Annotated in this window: 3 protein-coding genes (1 of these 3 cut by a window edge); all 3 read left to right on the top strand. The window is 63.5% G+C overall.

All coding sequences use genetic code 11. The features are described from left to right. Tightly spaced (each overlapping or abutting the next), the 3 genes in view from AB7M22_RS14025 to AB7M22_RS14015 form a layout consistent with a single transcriptional unit that may run on beyond the window. Positions 1 to 4,686, top strand: partial view of an SDR family NAD(P)-dependent oxidoreductase gene (locus AB7M22_RS14025; RefSeq protein ID WP_454186752.1) — the 3' portion only. The gene continues 10,182 nt to the left of window position 1, outside the view; 4,686 of the gene's 14,868 nt are visible here — the last part of the coding sequence; the start codon falls outside the window, past its left edge; the stop codon is at positions 4,684 to 4,686. Then, the gene (locus AB7M22_RS14020) at positions 4,683 to 16,742 is read left to right on the top strand and encodes an SDR family NAD(P)-dependent oxidoreductase (RefSeq protein ID WP_454186751.1); all 12,060 of its coding nucleotides are present in this window, start codon (positions 4,683 to 4,685) and stop codon (positions 16,740 to 16,742) included. The genes AB7M22_RS14025 and AB7M22_RS14020 overlap by 4 nt, the downstream gene beginning before the upstream one ends. Next, complete coding sequence (locus tag AB7M22_RS14015) at positions 16,739 to 18,148, top strand: cytochrome P450 (protein ID WP_454186750.1); 1,410 nt, start codon at positions 16,739 to 16,741, stop codon at positions 18,146 to 18,148. Before AB7M22_RS14020 ends, AB7M22_RS14015 begins: the two co-directional genes overlap by 4 nt.

The following is an 18,148-nucleotide window of genomic DNA, read 5'->3' as shown; positions in this document are numbered from 1 at the left end:
GTCGGGGTCTTTGCCGGCATCACCAAGACCGGCTACAGCCTCTACGGGCCGGCGTTGCGGGAGCAGGGGCACATGGTCTTTCCGCGCACCTCGTTCGGCTCGACCGCCAACCGTGTCTCTTATGTGCTGGACCTCAACGGGCCGAGCGAACCGGTGGATACCATGTGTTCCTCGTCGCTGAGCGCGCTGCACCGGGCCTGCGAAAGCCTGCGTCGCGGCGAGTGCCGGATGGCCTTTGCCGGCGGGGTCAATCTGTACCTGCATCCCTCCAACTACGTGGAATTGAGCGCCGGGCAGATGCTCTCCAAGGACGGTCGCTGCCGCAGTTTCGGCGAAGGCGGCAACGGCTTTGTACCGGGTGAGGGCGTCGGTTCAGTGCTGCTCAAACCGTTATCCCGGGCGCTGGCGGACCGCGACAACATCCACGCGCTGATCCGCGCCGTGGCGGTCAATCACGGCGGCAAGACTAACGGCTACACCGTGCCCAATCCCCAGGCCCAGGCTAAGGTGATTCGCCTGGCCATCGATCAGGCCGGGCTCGATGCCAGCCAGATCAGCTACATCGAGGCCCACGGCACCGGCACTGAGTTGGGCGACCCCATCGAAGTGAGCGGCCTGAGCCAGGCCTTTGCGCTTGATGGCGTCGAGCTCGGCCACTGCGCGCTGGGTTCGGTCAAAGCCAATATCGGGCACCTGGAAGGCGCCGCCGGTATCGCCGGCGTCAGCAAGGTCATTCTCCAGCTCAAACACAAACAGCTGGTGCCAAGCCTGCATGCCACCACCATCAATCCCAACCTGACGTTGGACGCGACACCGTTCTACCTGCAACAGACGCTGGGCGATTGGTGCCCGGCAGGCGATGGGCCGCGTATCGCCGGGGTCTCATCCTTTGGTGCTGGCGGTGCCAATGCCCATGTGCTGTTGCAAGAGCACGACGAGTATCGCGAGTTGCCAACCGCCAGCGGCGCCGAAGTGATTCTGCTGTCGGCCCGGGACGGCGAACGCCTGCGCGACTATGCGCAGGCGCTGCTGGCCTATGTGGTTGCCTGGCCATCGCTGTCGGGCGCCGACCTGGCGAACCTGGCGTACACCCTGCAAACCGGTCGGGAAATGATGGCGGCGCGGCTGGGCCTGGTGGTCGATTCGCCTGCCGCGCTGGCGACGCAATTGCGCAGGTTTATCGAGCGTGGTGCCGAGCCGGACGCAGGCCTTTACGTCGGCGACATCCAGCGTAAACAACTCTGCGCCCAAGCCGATGCCGAGCGGGTGCCGGTGATTCGCCGTTGGGCCGAGAGCGGCAAACTGCACAAGCTGTTGGAGCTGTGGGTCAACGGCGAAGTCGTCGACTGGACACTGCCGCATGCTCTGCGGGCCGGGCCGCTGCCGTACCGGATCAGCGTGCCGGTCTATCCCTTTGCCCGCGAAACGTTCTGGTTACCGGGTATTGAGCCTGTGGCGACGCCTGAGACCGTTAGCGCTGAGGCTGCGGCCTCCACCTCAAGCGACCACCTGAGCTATCTGGCACGCTGGCAGGCCGACGGGCAGGGCGGCGAACCCATGACCGCCGAGCACCGTTGCGTGCTGATTGTCGGCGATGCGTCGATCCGGCCAGTGGCAGAGGCGATCACCGCGCACTACCTGCTCAGCGCCGGTTTTGCCACGGGTGCCGGCCGGGTGATCCGTCTGCAGCCCGGCACGCAAACGGTCTGTCTGACGCCGGATCACTGGTCGCTGGACGTCGCCGATCCGCAAGCGCTGGAACACTGCCTGAGCGCTTGTCCTGCCATCGATTGCCTGTATTTCTTCGGCGGCAACGCCCAGGCCACTGACTGGCAAGCGCAGCTCGACAGCCCGAAAACCAATGAAATCCTGCTGCTGCGGTTGATCAAATGGCTCAAACTGCACAGCCCTTGCCAGGCGATCGACAGCTACATCATCAGCCAGGACAACTTCGACATCAGCGGCGAGCCAGTCAGCGCCGTGGGTGGCGGCCTGACGGGCATGGCCTACGCGATTGCCCAGGGTGAGCACCGCTTCCGGGTACGCAACCTGGATGTCGACAGCCGTGAGCTGGCCGACCACCGGCGCCGGCCAGGCTTACTGCGCCAGGTGCAGGGCGAGGGCGGCCTGGCGCGGGGCGAGGTACTGTGCCTGCGCGACGGCGTGCGTTATCGCCAGCGTATTTTCAACCTGAGCTGGCAACCCCAGGTGCCGTTGGCCGACGGCCGTTTTGTCACCCCGGCGCTCAAGCGGGGCGGTGTCTATGTGATTCTTGGCGGCAGCGGCACGGTGGGCTCGATCATCAGCCGCTACCTGCTGGCCGATTATCAGGCCCGGGTCATCTGGCTGGGACGCAGCGGCGCCGCCGATCCCAAGGTGCAACAACGGCTCGCGAACTGCCTGCAATGCGTTGACCGCACGGTCGATCCGGCGCAGTTGCACTACCTGCAAGCCGATGCCAACGACGCTGCATCGCTGCAACGGGCCATGGCGCAGATCAAACAGCGTCATGGCGCGATCAACGGGGCGATTTTCTCCGCCGTGGTGTTCAACCATGAAGATCCGATCACGCGCATCCCCGAACCGCAGTTCGACGAAATCCTGCAAGTGAAAAGCCGTGGCGGTATCGAGTTCTACCGGGCGCTGGCTGATGAGCCGCTGGATTTCATGTGCTACTTCTCGTCCGGGCAAAGCTTTGCCTTCTCCGGCGCGGCGCGGTTGGGGGCCTATGCCGCCGGCATCACCTTCGGCGACACGCTGGTGCGCAGCCTGCGTCGGCACGCGGCGTTCCCGGTGGGTGCGATCAATTGGGGGTTCTGGCTGTCATCGCTGACCGAACAACAGGCGGCGGACCCGTTGGCGCAACCAATGAGCCGCCACGCCGGGGCCCTGGAGGACCGCGAGGGCTTTGGATGCTTTGCCCGCTTTGTCGAAGCCCTGAGTCACGGCCAGCTCGATCAGGTGCTGTGCATGGCCGCTTCGGCGCCGGTCCAGCAGTTGATGCAACTGCAACCGCAGCCCATCATCCTTGGCCAGACCGGCATTCAGTCGCCCGACGATGGCTTTGAGCGCTACCGCATCGCTGCCGCGCCGTTGCTTGCGGCCCATGATCCACTGCCGTTTGACCAGGCCATGGCCGGGATGACGCTGGTGCAACTGCGTCGCATGGGCCTGTTCACCCAACCGGGGCAGTTTCAGGACAGCGAAGTCCTGCGCCGTCAGGCCGGCATCGGCGAGCACTATGGCCGCTGGTGGGCGACCAGCCTCGAACTGCTGCAACAGCAGGGGCTGGTGCAGCGCCGGGGCACCCAGGTCGCGGTCACGGAGCAAGTGGATTCTCAGCCACTGGAGCAACGCTGGTGCCTGCTCAGGGAGGAGTTGATCGCCGTGCCGCAACGCAAGGCCCAGGTGCAGTTGGTTGACGCCTGCCTGCAACAGCTGCCGGCGATACTTGGCGGACGAACCCAGGCCACCGATGTCATGTTCCCCAACGGCTCGATGGACAAGGTCGAGGGCGTCTATCGCCACAACGCCTTGTCCGACTACTTCAATCAGGTGGTCGCAGGCGTGGTGCAACAGCACATCGAAGCGCTGTTGATCCGCGAGCCGCAGCGGCAAATCCGCATTCTGGAAATCGGTGCCGGCACCGGCGGCACCAGCTCCATCGTGTTGCCGGCGCTGCAAGCGTGGCGCGGGCAGATCGCCGAGTATTGCTACACCGACATCTCCAAGGCGTTTTTGATGTACGCCAGGAAAACCTATGGCGAGGCCAATCCGTTCCTCACCTATCAGGTATGGAATGTCGAGCAACCGCCGCAAGCCCAGGGTCTGGAGCTGGGCAGTTATGACATCGTGATCGCCGCCAACGTGCTGCACGCCACCGGCAGCATTCGCCGCACGCTGACGCATGCCGGTGCGTTGCTGCGCCGTGACGCGATGGTGGTGATGAATGAAATCAGCGACCGCTCGCTGTTCGCCCACCTGACCTTCGGTCTGCTCAAGGGCTGGTGGCTGTACGAAGACCCCGAGCTGCGCATCCCCGGCACACCGGCTCTGTATCCGCAAAGCTGGGCCAGCGTGCTGGGCGAAACCGGCTTCCACAGCGTCACCTTCCCGGCGCAATGCGCCCATGGCCTTGGCCAGCAGATTATCGTCGCGCACAGCGATGGTATGGAGCGCGTGGCGGTGCTGGATCAAATCGAAAAACCACTCGGCAGCCCCGCACCAACCCTGCAAACGGTGCCTGCGGCAACCGGCAGCGGCCGCGAGGTGCTGACCGCGTTGGTGCTGGACGGCCTGGCCAAGACGTTGCAACTGGAGCCCGGTCGCATTCAGGCGGATCAGCCATTTGCCGACTACGGCATCGACTCGATCCTTGGCGTGAGTTTTGTCAGCCACATCGGCGAGGCCCTGGGCACGGAGCTAAACACTGCGTTGCTGTTCGACTATTCGTCGCTGCAAAGCCTGGTGGACTACCTGCTCGGCCAATACCCGGCCCAATGTGCCCGGCTGGGCGGCGGGGCAGCACAGCCTGTTGTGCCTGAGCCACCGGCATCTGACCAGCGACTTGAGGCGGCATTTTTGTGCGGCGAACTGGCAATCGATGAATTGCTGAAAATCATCAACGACAGCGCCACGGCAAACCACGGCACGGCGCAGGCCACGGCGGGGAAAGGACAATCATGAGCAGCCAAGCATTTCAATCCATCATCGCCCGGCTTCAACAGCGCCAGATCACCGCTGACGAAGCCCGGCAGCTGCTGCAACAACTCAAGGCCGGCGCGCAGGCCACAACAGAAACACCGTCAGCCACTCGCCCGAAGGTGCATGACGAGATTGCCGTGATCGGCATGTCGGGGCAGTTTCCCGCCGCCGACAACGTCGAGCGCTTCTGGCACAACCTCAGCACCGGTGCCGACGGTGTGGTTGAACTGGGCGAGCGTTATCTGGACGCTGAGCGCAGCTATTCGGCCGAGCGTCAGCCCGGCAAGACGTATTGCAAATGGGGCGGTGTCCTTGAGCAGCGCGATGATTTCGATCCGTTGTTTTTCAATATTTCGCCCCGCGATGCCGAGTCGATGAACCCGCATCAACGGCTGATCCTCCAAGAAAGCTGGAAGGCGCTGGAAGATGCCGGCTACAACCCGAAAAGTTTTCGCGACCAGTCGGTGGGCATCTTTGTCGGCGCCGAACCGACCGGCTATTTCCACGAAACCTTTATCGGCGCCTCCGACGCGATCATTGCTTCGCGCTTGTCCTACTTCCTCGATTTCAAAGGCCCGGCGCTGGTGGTGAACACCGGTTGCTCATCCTCGGCCACGGCCATTCACCTGGCCTGCGAAAGCCTGCGCAATGGCGAGGCGGACCTGGCGCTGGCCGGCGGTGTGTTCGCCACCCTCGGCGAGCCCGGCCTGATCAGCCTGGCGCAAATGGACATGCTCTCGCCAACCGGGCACTGCCATACCTTCGATCAGCGCAGCGACGGCATTGTGCTGTCCGAGGCGGTAGGCATGCTGACCCTCAAGCGCCTGTCCCAGGCGCTGGCCGACGGCGACCCGATCTACGGGGTGATCTGTGCCTCGGGCATGAACCAGGACGGCGCCAGCAACGGCATTACCGCCCCCAGCGGCCAGGCCCAGGAACGGCTGATCAGCGAGGTGTATTCGCGTTTTGGCATCGATCCGCGGCAGATCAGCTACGTCGAGGCCCACGGCACCGGCACACCGCTGGGCGATCCGGTCGAGGTCAACGCGCTGGCCCGGGCTTTCCGCCAGTTTACCGACGACACAGGTTATTGCGCGCTGGGTAGCGCCAAGGCACACATCGGCCACACCTCGGCGGCGGCCGGCGTGGTCAGCCTGATCAAGATCCTGCTGTCGATGAAGCACCGCCAGTTGCCAGGGCTGTTGAATTTCGAACTGCTCAACCCACGGATCGAACTGGCGGGCTCGGCGTTTCATATCCATGCCGAACCTCGGGAATGGCTCGGCAGCGGCCCGAAAATGGCGGCGCTCAACTCCTTTGGCCACAGCGGCACCAATGTGCACATGGTCATCCGCGAGGCGCCCGAAGTCGCCGCCGCCCCAGTCACCGACGAGGCGCGGCCCTGCCTGCTGCCACTGTCGGCACGTACCGCCGACAGCCTCAAACGCTATGCCCGCCGCGTGCGTCAGGCACTGCTGGACCCGGCACTGCGCCTGCCGGACCTCGCTTACACCCTGCAAACAGGGCGGCTGGCGCAGGCGCATCGGTTGATCTTCCTGTGTTCCGACAAGGACCAGTTGCGCCAACAATTGAATGACTGGCTGGACGGGCGTTCGCCCCGACATTGCTGGTCCGGGCAGATCGACACGGCTGAACGTGCGGACATCGAGCTGCCTGCCATTGTCGATCAAACGAGCCTGCAACCGCTGGCCGAGGCCTGGGTCATGGGCGGCAAACTCGACTGGGCCGAATTCAATCGTCAGCACCGTGGCGATGCCCGCCGTGTGCACGCGCCGGTCTATCCGTTTGCCCGGCAGAACTTCTGGATAGCGCCCGCGCACCGTGGCGCGGCGGGAGGCGAAGCTCAGGTCGGCCCAGGCATTACAGAACGCAATCTGCATCCGTTCCTGGCGCGAAACACCTCCGATCTACAGCGTCAGAGCTTCAGCAGCGTGTTTGATGGCGAGGCGTTTTTCCTCAAGCAGCATGTGGTCGGCGGGCAACGGATTTTTCCCGGTGTCGCGCATCTGGAAATGGCCCGGGCGGCGGTGGTGATGGCCACGGCGGGGCGGCAGCCATCGTTCAGTCAGGTGGTGTGGCTGCGGCCATTGATCATTGGCGCCCAGCCTCGGCAGGTCGATATCGAGCTGACACTGGAAGACGATGAGCAGATCCGCTTCGAGATCTCCAGCCGCGAGCTTGATTTGTTGACCGGGCAAGCCAAGGGTGAACCGCTGCTTCACAGTCAGGGGCTGGCCGGATTTGCTGAAACATCGGCGCCGCAACAGGTGGATCTGGCGGCGCTCAAGGCACGGATGACCGGCGGCCAGTTAAGCGCCAAGCAGTGTTACGACGCCTATCAGGCGATGACGTTCGAGCACGGCCCGGCCTATCAGGGCCTGCAAGCGGTGGACCTCGGGCGGGGCGAGGTGTTGGCGCAACTGTTGCTGCCCGCCTGCCAGCGCGACAGCCTGGAGGACTATGTGCTGCACCCGTCGCTGATGGATTCGGCGCTACAGGCGGCCATCGCCCTGAGTCTCGGTGCCGAGGTGGTGCTGAGTGAAGACGAGCGGCAGCACCTGCCGCCGTTGACGCGCCCGACACTGCCGTTTGCCCTTGAAAGCTTGCAGATTCTGGATCGTTGCAGCGAATCGATGTGGGCCCGGGTGAGCTACGCCGAACGCCGCGACGATCAGCAGGCCGACAGCGGTTTGCAGCGCTTGAACATCGAGCTGTTCGATCAGCAGGGCAAGCTTTGTGTGTTGATGCAGGGTTTCACTTCGCGCGTGCTGGGAAACCCGACCGAACCGGCAACCAGCGACCAGCCGCTGATGGAAACCCTGCTGTTCCAGCCACAGTGGATTGACGAGGTGCCGCCATTGGCTCAAGCGCCGAACTTCAGCCAGCGGCTGATCCTGCTGAGTGGCTTTGATTCAACGATCACCGCCGAGGTGCAACAACTGGCCGCTGGCTGCTGCACGGTGCTGGACGTTCCCGAGCAGGATTGCGCCGTTGATTATCAGCAGACGGCACTCGCGCTGTTGCAGCAAATCCGGTTGCTGCTCGGTGCGGGCGGCGGACGGCGGTTGCTGCAGCTCGCCGTGCATAACCCGAATAACGACCGGATGACCGGCGGCCTCGCGGCGATGCTGCGCAGTTTGCAGCTGGAAGTGCCGGACGTGACCGGCCAGGTGATCGAGCTGGACGAACAGCAATCACTGGTGCAACGGCTAGCGGACAACGCCGCTGCCGGCGATGTCGGGATTCGCTACCAGGCGGGTCGTCGCCAAGTGCAATACTGGCGTCCTTGCCCGGCGGTCGATCTGGCGATTGACGCTCCGTGGAAGGACCGTGGTGTGTACCTGATTACCGGTGGCCTCGGCGGCCTCGGCCGGCTGTTCGCCCAGGCCATCGCCGCCAGTGTCAGCGATGCCACCTTGATTCTCACTGGCCGTTCAGCGCTGGCCCCGCACCTGCTGGCCGGAATTGACCCGGGCCGCAACCAGATCGAATACCGCCAGCTGGATGTCAGCGACGCCGAGGCGGTGCAGCGCCTGATCAACGGGATTGTCGCCGGGCATCATGGCCTCAACGGCGTGTTGCACAGCGCCGGGGTGATCCGCGACAGCCTGCTGATCAACAAACAGGATGACGAACTGAAACAGGTGATGGCGGCCAAGGTGGCCGGCACCCGCAACCTGGACCTGGCCACCGCCGGATTGGCGCTGGATTTCTGGATCTGTTTTTCCTCCGGCACCGGCGTCGTCGGCAATGCCGGTCAGGCTGACTACGCGGCAGCCAACGCTTTTGTCGACCGCTACGCCGTGTATCGCAACCAATTGACCGCCCAAGGTCTGCGCCGTGGTCAGAGCCTGGCGATCAACTGGCCGCTGTGGAAAGAGGGCGGCATGCAGGTCGATGAAGCGACCGCGCAGCAGATGGCGCACAGCACCGGCATGGTCGCCATGCCGAGCAACGCCGGGATTCACGCCCTGCGCCAGTGCGTTGCGTTGGCGCTGCCGCAGGTGCTGGTGATGCACGGTTGGCGTGAGCCGATTACCGCGTTGGTCAGCGGTGCAACCCATGTCTCAATGCCGCAACCTGCCTCGCAGGTTGCCCCCAACAGTGACGCACCACTGACCGAAGCGCTGCACCGGGCATTGATCGAGCTAGTGTCCACGCAGATGAAAATCCCCGCTGGCGAAATCCGGCTCGATGTGGAGTTCAGTCAGTACGGCTTCGACTCGATCAGCCTGACCACGCTGGCCAACACACTGAAACAGCAATGGCGACTCAATCTGGCGCCGACGATTTTTTTCGAACACGCCACGGTCGGCCGTTTCGCCGCGTACCTGGAACGCGAGCACCGCAGCGCACTGGCCGCCAGACTCGCGCCGCAAACAATGCCGCCGGTAGTGCAACCCCGGCAAACACAGCCGCAGGCAGCAGCCTTGCGCCCGCTGCCAACCGCCAGCGTTGCCCTGACTAAACCGCCTGCCACCGAAGCCGATGATGACATCGCGGTGATCGGCGTCAGTGGACGTTTCCCGATGGCTGATGACGTCGAGCAGTTTTTCCATAATCTCAACGACGGACGCGACTGCATCAGCGAGATTCCCGCCAACCGCTGGGACTGGCGCCACTACTACGGCGATCCGCACCGCGAGGTCGACAAGACCAACGTCAAGTGGGGCGGCTTTATTCACGGCGTCGATCACTTTGATCCGCTGTTCTTCGCCATCTCGCCACGCGAAGCACAATTGATGGACCCGCAGCAGCGCCTGCTGATGACGTACGTGTGGCTGGCCATCGAAGACGCCGGCTACGCCACCGCTGATCTGGCGGGCAGCGACACCGGAATTTTCGTCGGCACCGGGGTGACCGGCTACAGCAGCCTGATCGCCAAGGCCGGCGTACCGGTCGAAGGCTATAGCGCCACGGCGATGGTGCCCTCGGTCGGCCCCAACCGCATGAGTTTCCTGCTGGATTTCCACGGCCCCAGCGAACCGGTGGAAACCGCCTGCTCGTCGTCGCTGGTGGCGATCCACCGCGCGGTCCAGGCGATGCGCAGCGGTGATTGCCGGATGGCGGTGGTCGGCGGCGTCAACACATTGATCGCGCCCGAGGCGCAGATCAGCTTCAGCAAAGCCGGCATGCTGGCGCTGGACGGGCGCAGCAAGACCTTCTCGGCCCAGGCCAACGGCTATGCCCGTGGTGAAGGCATCGGGATGATCGTGCTGAAAAAACGCGCCCAGGCCGAGGCCGATGGCGACCACATCTATGCGCTGATCCGCAGCACCGCGGAAAACCACGGCGGCAAGGCCAACTCGCTGACGGCACCCAACCCACGGGCCCAGGCCGAGCTGCTGAAGTCGGCCTGGCGCAAGGCCGGGGTCGATCCGCGTAGCGTCGGCTACATCGAGGCCCATGGCACCGGTACCGAGCTGGGTGACCCGATTGAAATCAACGGCCTGAAAATGGCCTTCCGCGAACTGGCCGAAGAGCTGAGCAGCGATGCGCCGGGGCAGGGCTATTGCGGCGTCGGTTCGGTGAAGTCGAACATCGGCCACCTGGAACTGGCGGCCGGGATTGCCGGAGTGATCAAGGTCCTGCTGCAACTCAAGCACAAGACCCTGTTCAAGAGCCTGCACTGCGAACAGCTCAACCCTTATATCGAACTCGACGACAGCCCGTTTTACGTGGTCCAGCAAAGCCGACCCTGGGCCGCCCTCAAGGACCGCCACGGCCATGAGTTGCCGCGTCGGGCTGGTGTCAGCTCGTTCGGTTTTGGCGGCGCGAATGCGCATATTCTGCTGGAGGAATATTGCGCGCCACAGCAAGCTCGCAACGAAGCGACTTCAGGCGTACGAGCGTTTCTGCTGTCGGCCAAAAACCCGGAACGGCTGCGTGAGTCTGCCCGTCGCCTGGCAGATTTCATCGCCACCGCGCCTGCGCAAGACCCGCGCTACCTCGATGATCTGGCGTATACGCTGCAAGTGGGCCGCGATGTGATGCAGGAGCGGGTGGCGCTGTTGAGCGATTCCCTGGGCGATCTGCAACGCCAGCTCGGCGACTTCGCGGCGACTGGCAAAGCGCTCTATCGCGGCACCAGTGAGGGCGATAATCCGGCACTGGCGCTGTTTCGTCAGGACGAGGACATGGCCGCCGCGCTGGCGGCCTGGATCGACAAACGCAAGTACCACAAGTTGCTGGAACTGTGGGCCCAGGGCCTGACGATCGACTGGCGTCAGTTCTACCGTGACGCTCGGCCGATGCGCCGCCTAAGCCTGCCAGGTTATCCCTTTGCCGAGGAGCGCTACTGGGTCACGGACCTTGCCAGCGGCCAGGTGGCCAGCCCTGTTCAAGGTGGCATGTGGCTGCACCCGATGCTCGAACGCAATACCTCGGACTTTTATCAACAGCGTTTCAGCAGCCGTTGGCAGGGTGACGAGAGCTGGTTTGCCGACCATCAGGTCGACAGCCGCAACACCATGCCCGGCGTCGGTTATCTGGAAATGGCCCGGGCGGCGATTGCCCGGTCGCTGGATGCGCAGGTACTGGATGCCGGCTCGCTGCAATTGAAGAACATCGTCTGGCTGACGCCTTACACGCCGACTACGCAAGACAACGAACTGCATATCGAATTGACGCTGGAACAACAGAAAGTCGACTTCAAGATCTACTCGCAAGCTGACGGTGTAGTGTTGGAGCACTGCAAGGGCAGTGCGCAGGTGATCCCGGCAGGCCATGTGCAACCGCTGGATCTCGACACTCTCTGCGCCGCGCCCTGGCAGCGCAGCCTTGAAGCGGCCGAGCTGTATCCGCTGTTTGAAGCGATGGGCATCCACTACGGTCCCGGCCATCGCGGTGTTTCGCGTCTGTGGCTGGGTGAGGGCCGGGTATTGGCCCGGCTTGAACTGGCGCCGGGGTTGTTTGACGGTGATTGGGTGCTGCATCCGGGCATGCTCGATTCCGCCGTTCAGGCTTCGATTGGCCTGCTGCAAAACCGCGATGGGACTGGCGAGACACTGTTGCCCTTTGCCCTTGAGCAACTTAACGTTTTCGGGCGTTGCCAGCCGCAGATGTGGGCACTGATCAGCGTCGATGGGCGCAATGTGGGTAGCGCGGTGCAACGGATCGATATCGATCTGTGCGATGAGCACGGGCAGATTGCCGTGGCGTTACGCGGGTTCAGCTCGCGGCCCATTCGGACCGGGCGTGAACGTCCCACCGATCAGTTGCTGCCGGCGGGCCTGAGCCTGCTGGCGCCTCAATGGGTTATCGCCGATAGCCCGTCGATGTCAGCGAAAGCGTTGCCCACGTTGGCCATTGGCGCATCCAGTGAGCGCCATGACTGGCTGGCCGGGTTACATCCACAGATCGAGTTTCTGCCGTCGCCGTCATCCACTATCGATGGGATCGCCGCCCAGTTGTCGGCCTGCGCACCGTTCCAACGCCTGATCTGGCTGGCGCCAGCGGAGCACAGCACGCTGATGCTGTTCCGCATGATCAAGGCGCTGTTGCAGCTGGGTTTGGCCCAACAAGCGTTGCACCTGCAACTGATCTTCACTGCCAGCATCGCCCTGCGTCCCGACGAACCGTTGGTGCCGGAGCAGGGGGCTTGTCATGGCCTGGCCGGGTCGTTGGCCAAGGAACAGGAGCAATGGCGGGTTGAGCTGATCGATCTGCCAGCGGACGGCCAACCGCTGCCACAGACAATGCCCGAGCCAACATTGCCCGCTGAATGCCTGGCCTGGCGTCAGGGTGAATGGTTTCGCCAACGCTTGTTGCCGCTGGCCGAGGGTGTGCCAACAGACGCTGGCGCTGTGCATTACCGCGAGGGCGGCGTGTACGTGGTGATCGGCGGCGCCGGTGGTATTGGCGAAGTGTGGACTCGCCATCTGATCAGCCATTGGCGTGCGCAAGTGGTCTGGCTGGGCCGCCGCGTTGCTGACGATCAGATCAATCAAAAACTCGCGACGTTGGCGCAGTTTGCCCGCCAACACAATGCGGCGGCGCCGGTGTATCTCCAGGCCGACGCTACCGATGCCGGGCAACTGACATGGGCCAGGCAGCAAGTGCTCGAGACCTGCGGGCCGATCAATGGCTGGGTGCATTCGGCGCTGGTTCTGAATGATGCGCGGCTTGCGCAGATGGACGAGGCGCAGTTCAGCGCCGCGTTCGACGCCAAGCGCCTGACCAGTCTCGCCATGGCCCAGGTCTGTACGGCGGCGGACAACCCGGCGCTGGACTTCGTGCTATTTTTCTCCTCCATGATTGCCTTCAGCCGAGCCGCTGGCCAGGGCAACTACGCCGCTGGCTGCGCCTTCGCCGATGTCTTTGCCGCGCAGCTCGATCAGCACGGCCCATGCCCGGTCAAGGTCATCAACTGGGGCTATTGGGGCTCGGTGGGCGTGGTTGCCGATGCGGGTTATCGGGCGCGGATGGCCGCGCAGGGCCTGGGCTCGATTGAACCGCAAGAGGGCATGGCGGCGCTGGACCGGTTGCTGGTCAGTCCCTTGCCGCAGTTGGGGCTGATCAAGTTGCTGGAGCCGATGGCCATCGCCGGCATCGACAGCGGCTGGCAGCTCGATTGCTATCCGGCGCAAGCATCACTTGCGTCCGATGACTGGGCGCACGTCGCGCAACGCTGCGCTGCGGCGCCGCAACATCACCCGGCGGCCAACGAGATGAATCGGCTGTTGCTGGCGCAGACCTTCGCCTGCCTCGGCGAACTGGCCGCTGGCGGGCCGCTGACCGAGCAACGGATCGCCGCCGAGCCGGCCGTGGCGGCCAATCTGCAAGCCCATCCGTTCTACCGTCGCTGGCTGCGTGAAAGCCTGCGCTTGTTGACTGAGAATGCTGATATCGACGCACACGGCCAGTTGTTGTCGGCCCTGCCTGAGCCGGCAACGCTCTGGTCGCAATGGCAACAGGCCAGCGAGCAGTGGCGCCGCGACGCCGATCTGCACGCTCAGTTGCAATTGTTGCAAACCTGCGCCCGTGCGCTGCCGGCGATCCTGCGCGGCGAGCAGCCGGCTACCGGGGTGATGTTCCCCGACGGTTCGATGGCGTTGGTGGAGGGCATCTACAAAAACAACCGGGTCTGCGACTACTTCAACGCCGTGCTCGGCGAGGTGGTGGCCGATGTCGCTCGCCGTCAGGCGCAGAGCGGCAGGCCGTTGCGGATTCTGGAAATCGGCGCCGGCACGGGCGGCACCACCGCCGGGCTGATCGACACGCTGCGCCCGTGGCAACAAGGGATCGGTGAATACTGCTACACCGACGTGTCCCAGGCGTTCCTGCGCCATGCCGAAACGCATTTCGCGCCCCAGGCTCCTTACCTGCGCACGGCGATTTTCGATGTCGGCCAACCCTGCGCCGAGCAAGGCATCAGCCTGCAACACTATGACTTGGTGATCGCCACCAACGTGCTGCACGCAACGCCGGACCTGCGGCGCACGCTGCAAAACGCCAAGACCGCGCTGCGCCAGGGCGGCCTGCTGTTGCTCAATGAAATCAGCGACCGTTCGATGTTCACCCACCTGACCTTCGGCCTGCTCGAAGGCTGGTGGTTGCATAACGACACGCCGCTGCGCATTCCCGGATGCCCCGGCCTATATCCCGAGCGCTGGCGGCAACTGTTGCAGGCGCAGGGCTTTGACAGCATTGCCTTCCCGGCCTCGGCCAGCCATTCGTTGGGCCAGCAGATAGTCGTTGCCGCCAGCGATGGTGTGGTGTGCCTGCCGGCGCGGGCTGCTGCTGTCGCGGTGGTCGTCGAACCGCAGGCTCCACGTCCTGTTGTGAAAGCAGCGATCAATGAAGAAGTGCTGGCGGGGCAATGCCGGCAACTGATCACCGAGGTGCTGTCGAAGCTGTTGAACATGGCACCTGAGCGTTTGCAGCGCGACACTGCGTTCGATCGCTACGGCATCGATTCCATCTTGCAGATCAGCCTGATTCAGGCGCTGGAGAAAAGCACCGGCGAGCTGTCGCGCACCATTCTGTTCGAACACAACACCATCAATCAGCTGACGAATTACCTGCTGGCTGAATATCGGCCTGCGCTGACCAGCTATTTTGCACCCGTGCAGCAGGTTGAGCGGTCGGTGGCAGTGCAGTCGGTTGCGCCGCTCGCGGTCAGTCGTCACGCCCCGGTCAGGCCCGCGCCGCAACCGTCAGCCAGCGTTGAGGCGCAGGCAGCGAACCGCGACATCGCGATTATTGGGGTCAATGGCCGCTACCCGATGGCGGCTGATCTGGACGCCTTCTGGGACAACCTGCGCAACGGTCGCAACTGCGTCAGCGAGGCCGATGGTCAACGCTGGTCAATGGCCTCGAACGGCGATGAGCGCTACTACGGTGGCTTCCTCGAACAGGTCGAGGCCTTTGATCATGGCCTGTTCGGCATCGGAGACGCCGAGGTGCAGCACGTTTCGCCAGAGCTGCGGCAGATGCTCGAAGTGGCCTGGCTGACCTTCGAGAGCGCCGGTTACAACCGTGATGCGCTGGCCCGGTTCCAGCAGGGCGATACGGCGGCGGTCGGGGTGTTTATCGGTTCGATGTACAACCCGTCGCCGCTGCGCGAGAGCGATCCTGCGCATGCGGCGATCACGGCCAATGTCACCGACTGGCAGATCCCCAACCGGATTTCTCACTGCTTCGATCTCAAGGGACCGAGCCTGGCGGTCAACACGGCGTGCGCCAGTTCGATGTCGGCGATCCACTTGGCCTGCCAGAGCATTTTGGCCGGCGACTGTGCGATGGCGATGGCTGGCGGCGTCAATCTGATCCTCGATCCGTCCCGATACCAGACCCTCAAACTGGCCAGTTTCCTCGGCAGTTCGGACCTGAGCCGCGGCTTCGGCCAGAGCGACGGTATGCTGCCGGGTGAAGGCGCCGGCGCCGTGCTGCTCAAACCATTGGCGGCGGCAGTGGCCGATGGCGACCGGATCTACGGGGTGATCAAGAGCTCCAGTGTTAATCATGGCGGCGGCAAACTGATGTACTCGGCGCCCAACACCCGCCAGCAAACCCGACTGATCGCCGAGACCATCAAGCGCGCAGGCCTGCAACCCGCGCAGATCAACTACGTTGAAGCGGCGGCCAACGGCTCGGAACTCGGCGACTCGATTGAAGTGGCCGCGTTGAAAAAGGTCTTCGGTGAACTGTCGCCCGGCAGCTGTGCGCTGGGCACGGTGAAGTCCAATATCGGTCACCTTGAGGCGGCTTCGGGAATTTCCCAACTGACCAAAGTGTTGCTGCAACTGCAACATCAGCAGTTGGTGCCTTCGATCAATGCCGAACCGCTGAACCCGCATATTCGCCTGGAGGGCAGCGCCTTTTATTTGCAACAACACGCTTCACCCTGGACGGCTGATGGCAACGGTCAGCCGCGCCGTTGCCTGATCAATTCTTTTGGGGCTGGCGGAACTTACGCCAGTCTGGTGGTCGAGGAGTATCAGGAGAGTCGGGCAACGTTCAGAAACACAGGCGGTGAGCAACTGTTGATTGTCGCCGCAGCCAGCCGGGGCAGCCTCTTGGCCTATCTGAAAAAACTCCAGACCTTAATCGATGCGAATTCGACTTTCGATCTGTCAGATCTGGCCTACAGTTTAGCCCTGCGTGAACACCGTCTGGCCCACCGCGCCGCGTTGGTGGTCGGCGACAAACAGCAACTGCGGGCACGCTTGCAATTGCTGTTGGCGGGCACACCAGATAGCGGCTGTTGGCTATCACCGGTTGATGGCATTGAAGAGGGCGAGCCTGGGACCGCGTCGGGGTCACTGATGCAAAGGGGCGAAGCCTGGAGTCGCGGTGCCGGGCTGGATATCCCGGCGCTGTACCCGAGCGGCGGCAATCGAATGGCGCTGCCCGGTTATGAGTTTGAGCATCCACTGGCGTCGCCGAAATCCGGCAGAACGCCACCCGCGTTGTTCTCCAGCGAACTGTATCGGCGCATCAGTTGCGGCGAGCTGGACGCCGCACAATTTGAACGACTGCTCACCACCTCAAGCAATGAACAGGGAACGTTATGAGCCAGATACAAGACACCGACACACCCACGCAAAGTGACGCAGTCGCCGGTCAACACGCGTACAAGGCCGCCCATCCGATTGCCGCCAACGTGAAAATGAAAGACGGTTTTCCGGTCATGCCTGGCAAAATTCCCTTGCTCGGTCATGTGCACAAGATCGGCAAGGATGCGCTCGGTGAATTGCGTCAGGCCGAGGCCACGTGCGGGCCGATCTTCTGGACCTACTTCGGCACCCAGTTGCCGGTACTCCAAATCCTCGACGAGGCCGGCCTGGCGATCCTGCAGAACAAATACACCGACAATTCGTTCCTGCGCGAACAGATGCCGGTGATTACCGGCGAGGCCATGAACGCGTTCGATGGCCCGCGCCACCGCAATGCGCGGCGCGCCAGTACCGATGCGTTTACCCCCAAGGGGCTGACCCGCGCCCAGGTCGGCCAGTTCATCGTGGAAACCATCGATCAACGGCTCAAGCACTGGAGCCGCGAGAACAAACTGGCGATTTTTCCGCAGACCAAGGACATCGCCCTCGAAGTGGTATTTCGCATTCTGGGCATTGAAACCCACGAGTTGGAAGTGTGGCGTCACCAGTACGAAGAGTTTTTCCTGGGCATGATTCCGTTGAAGGTCAACCTGCCCGGTTTCCCGGCCTGGCGCTGCCGCAAGGCGCGGGGCTGGCTGGAGCAGCGGGTGGCGCAGATTGTCGCCACCACACGGGCCAACAATGACCACGACAGTCTGGTCGGGGCGATGATCTTTGGCCGCGATGACCACGGCAACGGCATGTCCGAAGTCGAACTGGTGCACAACATCCTCGGCCTGGGCTTTGCCGGCTCGGAAACCACCGCCGCTGTGATGGCCTGGTCGGCGCTGATGCTGTCGCAGCATCCGCACGTCTGGCAGCAGTTGTGCGAGCAGGTCGCGGGCCTGGACAGCATGCCCGTTACCCACGAGGAACTGGTCAAACAGGTGCCGCTGGCCGAAGGGATATTCCGCGAAACCATGCGCCTCTATCCACCGGCACCGTTTGAAATGCGCAAGGTGCACACTGCGTTCGAATTGATGGGCCACACCATCCCGGCCGGGGTGATGGCCGGGGTCAGCCTGCTGCATGTTTCACGCAACCCCGAACGCTACCCCGATCCCGACAGCTGGCGGCCGGAACGCTGGCTGGGCCTGGACCGTGCGCTGAACCAGGTGGAAACCTGCCAGTTCGGCGGCGGTCCGCACGCGTGCCTTGGGCGACATGTCGCGGCGCTGGAAATCACCCTGTTTATCGCGATGCTGGCTCGTGAGCTGGGGCCCAAGGGCCTCACGCCACGGCTGGTGGGCAAGATGCCGCCGCCGGCCTATCTGCCATTTTTGCGGCCCTCGAACAAAGCCTTCCTCGACTTCAGCGGCGCCTGA

The sequence above is a fragment of the Pseudomonas sp. ADAK2 TE3594 genome (assembly GCF_053628675.1).
Note: the sequence above shows the minus strand (reverse complement) of the source record. Positions and strands in the feature narration are given on the sequence as shown.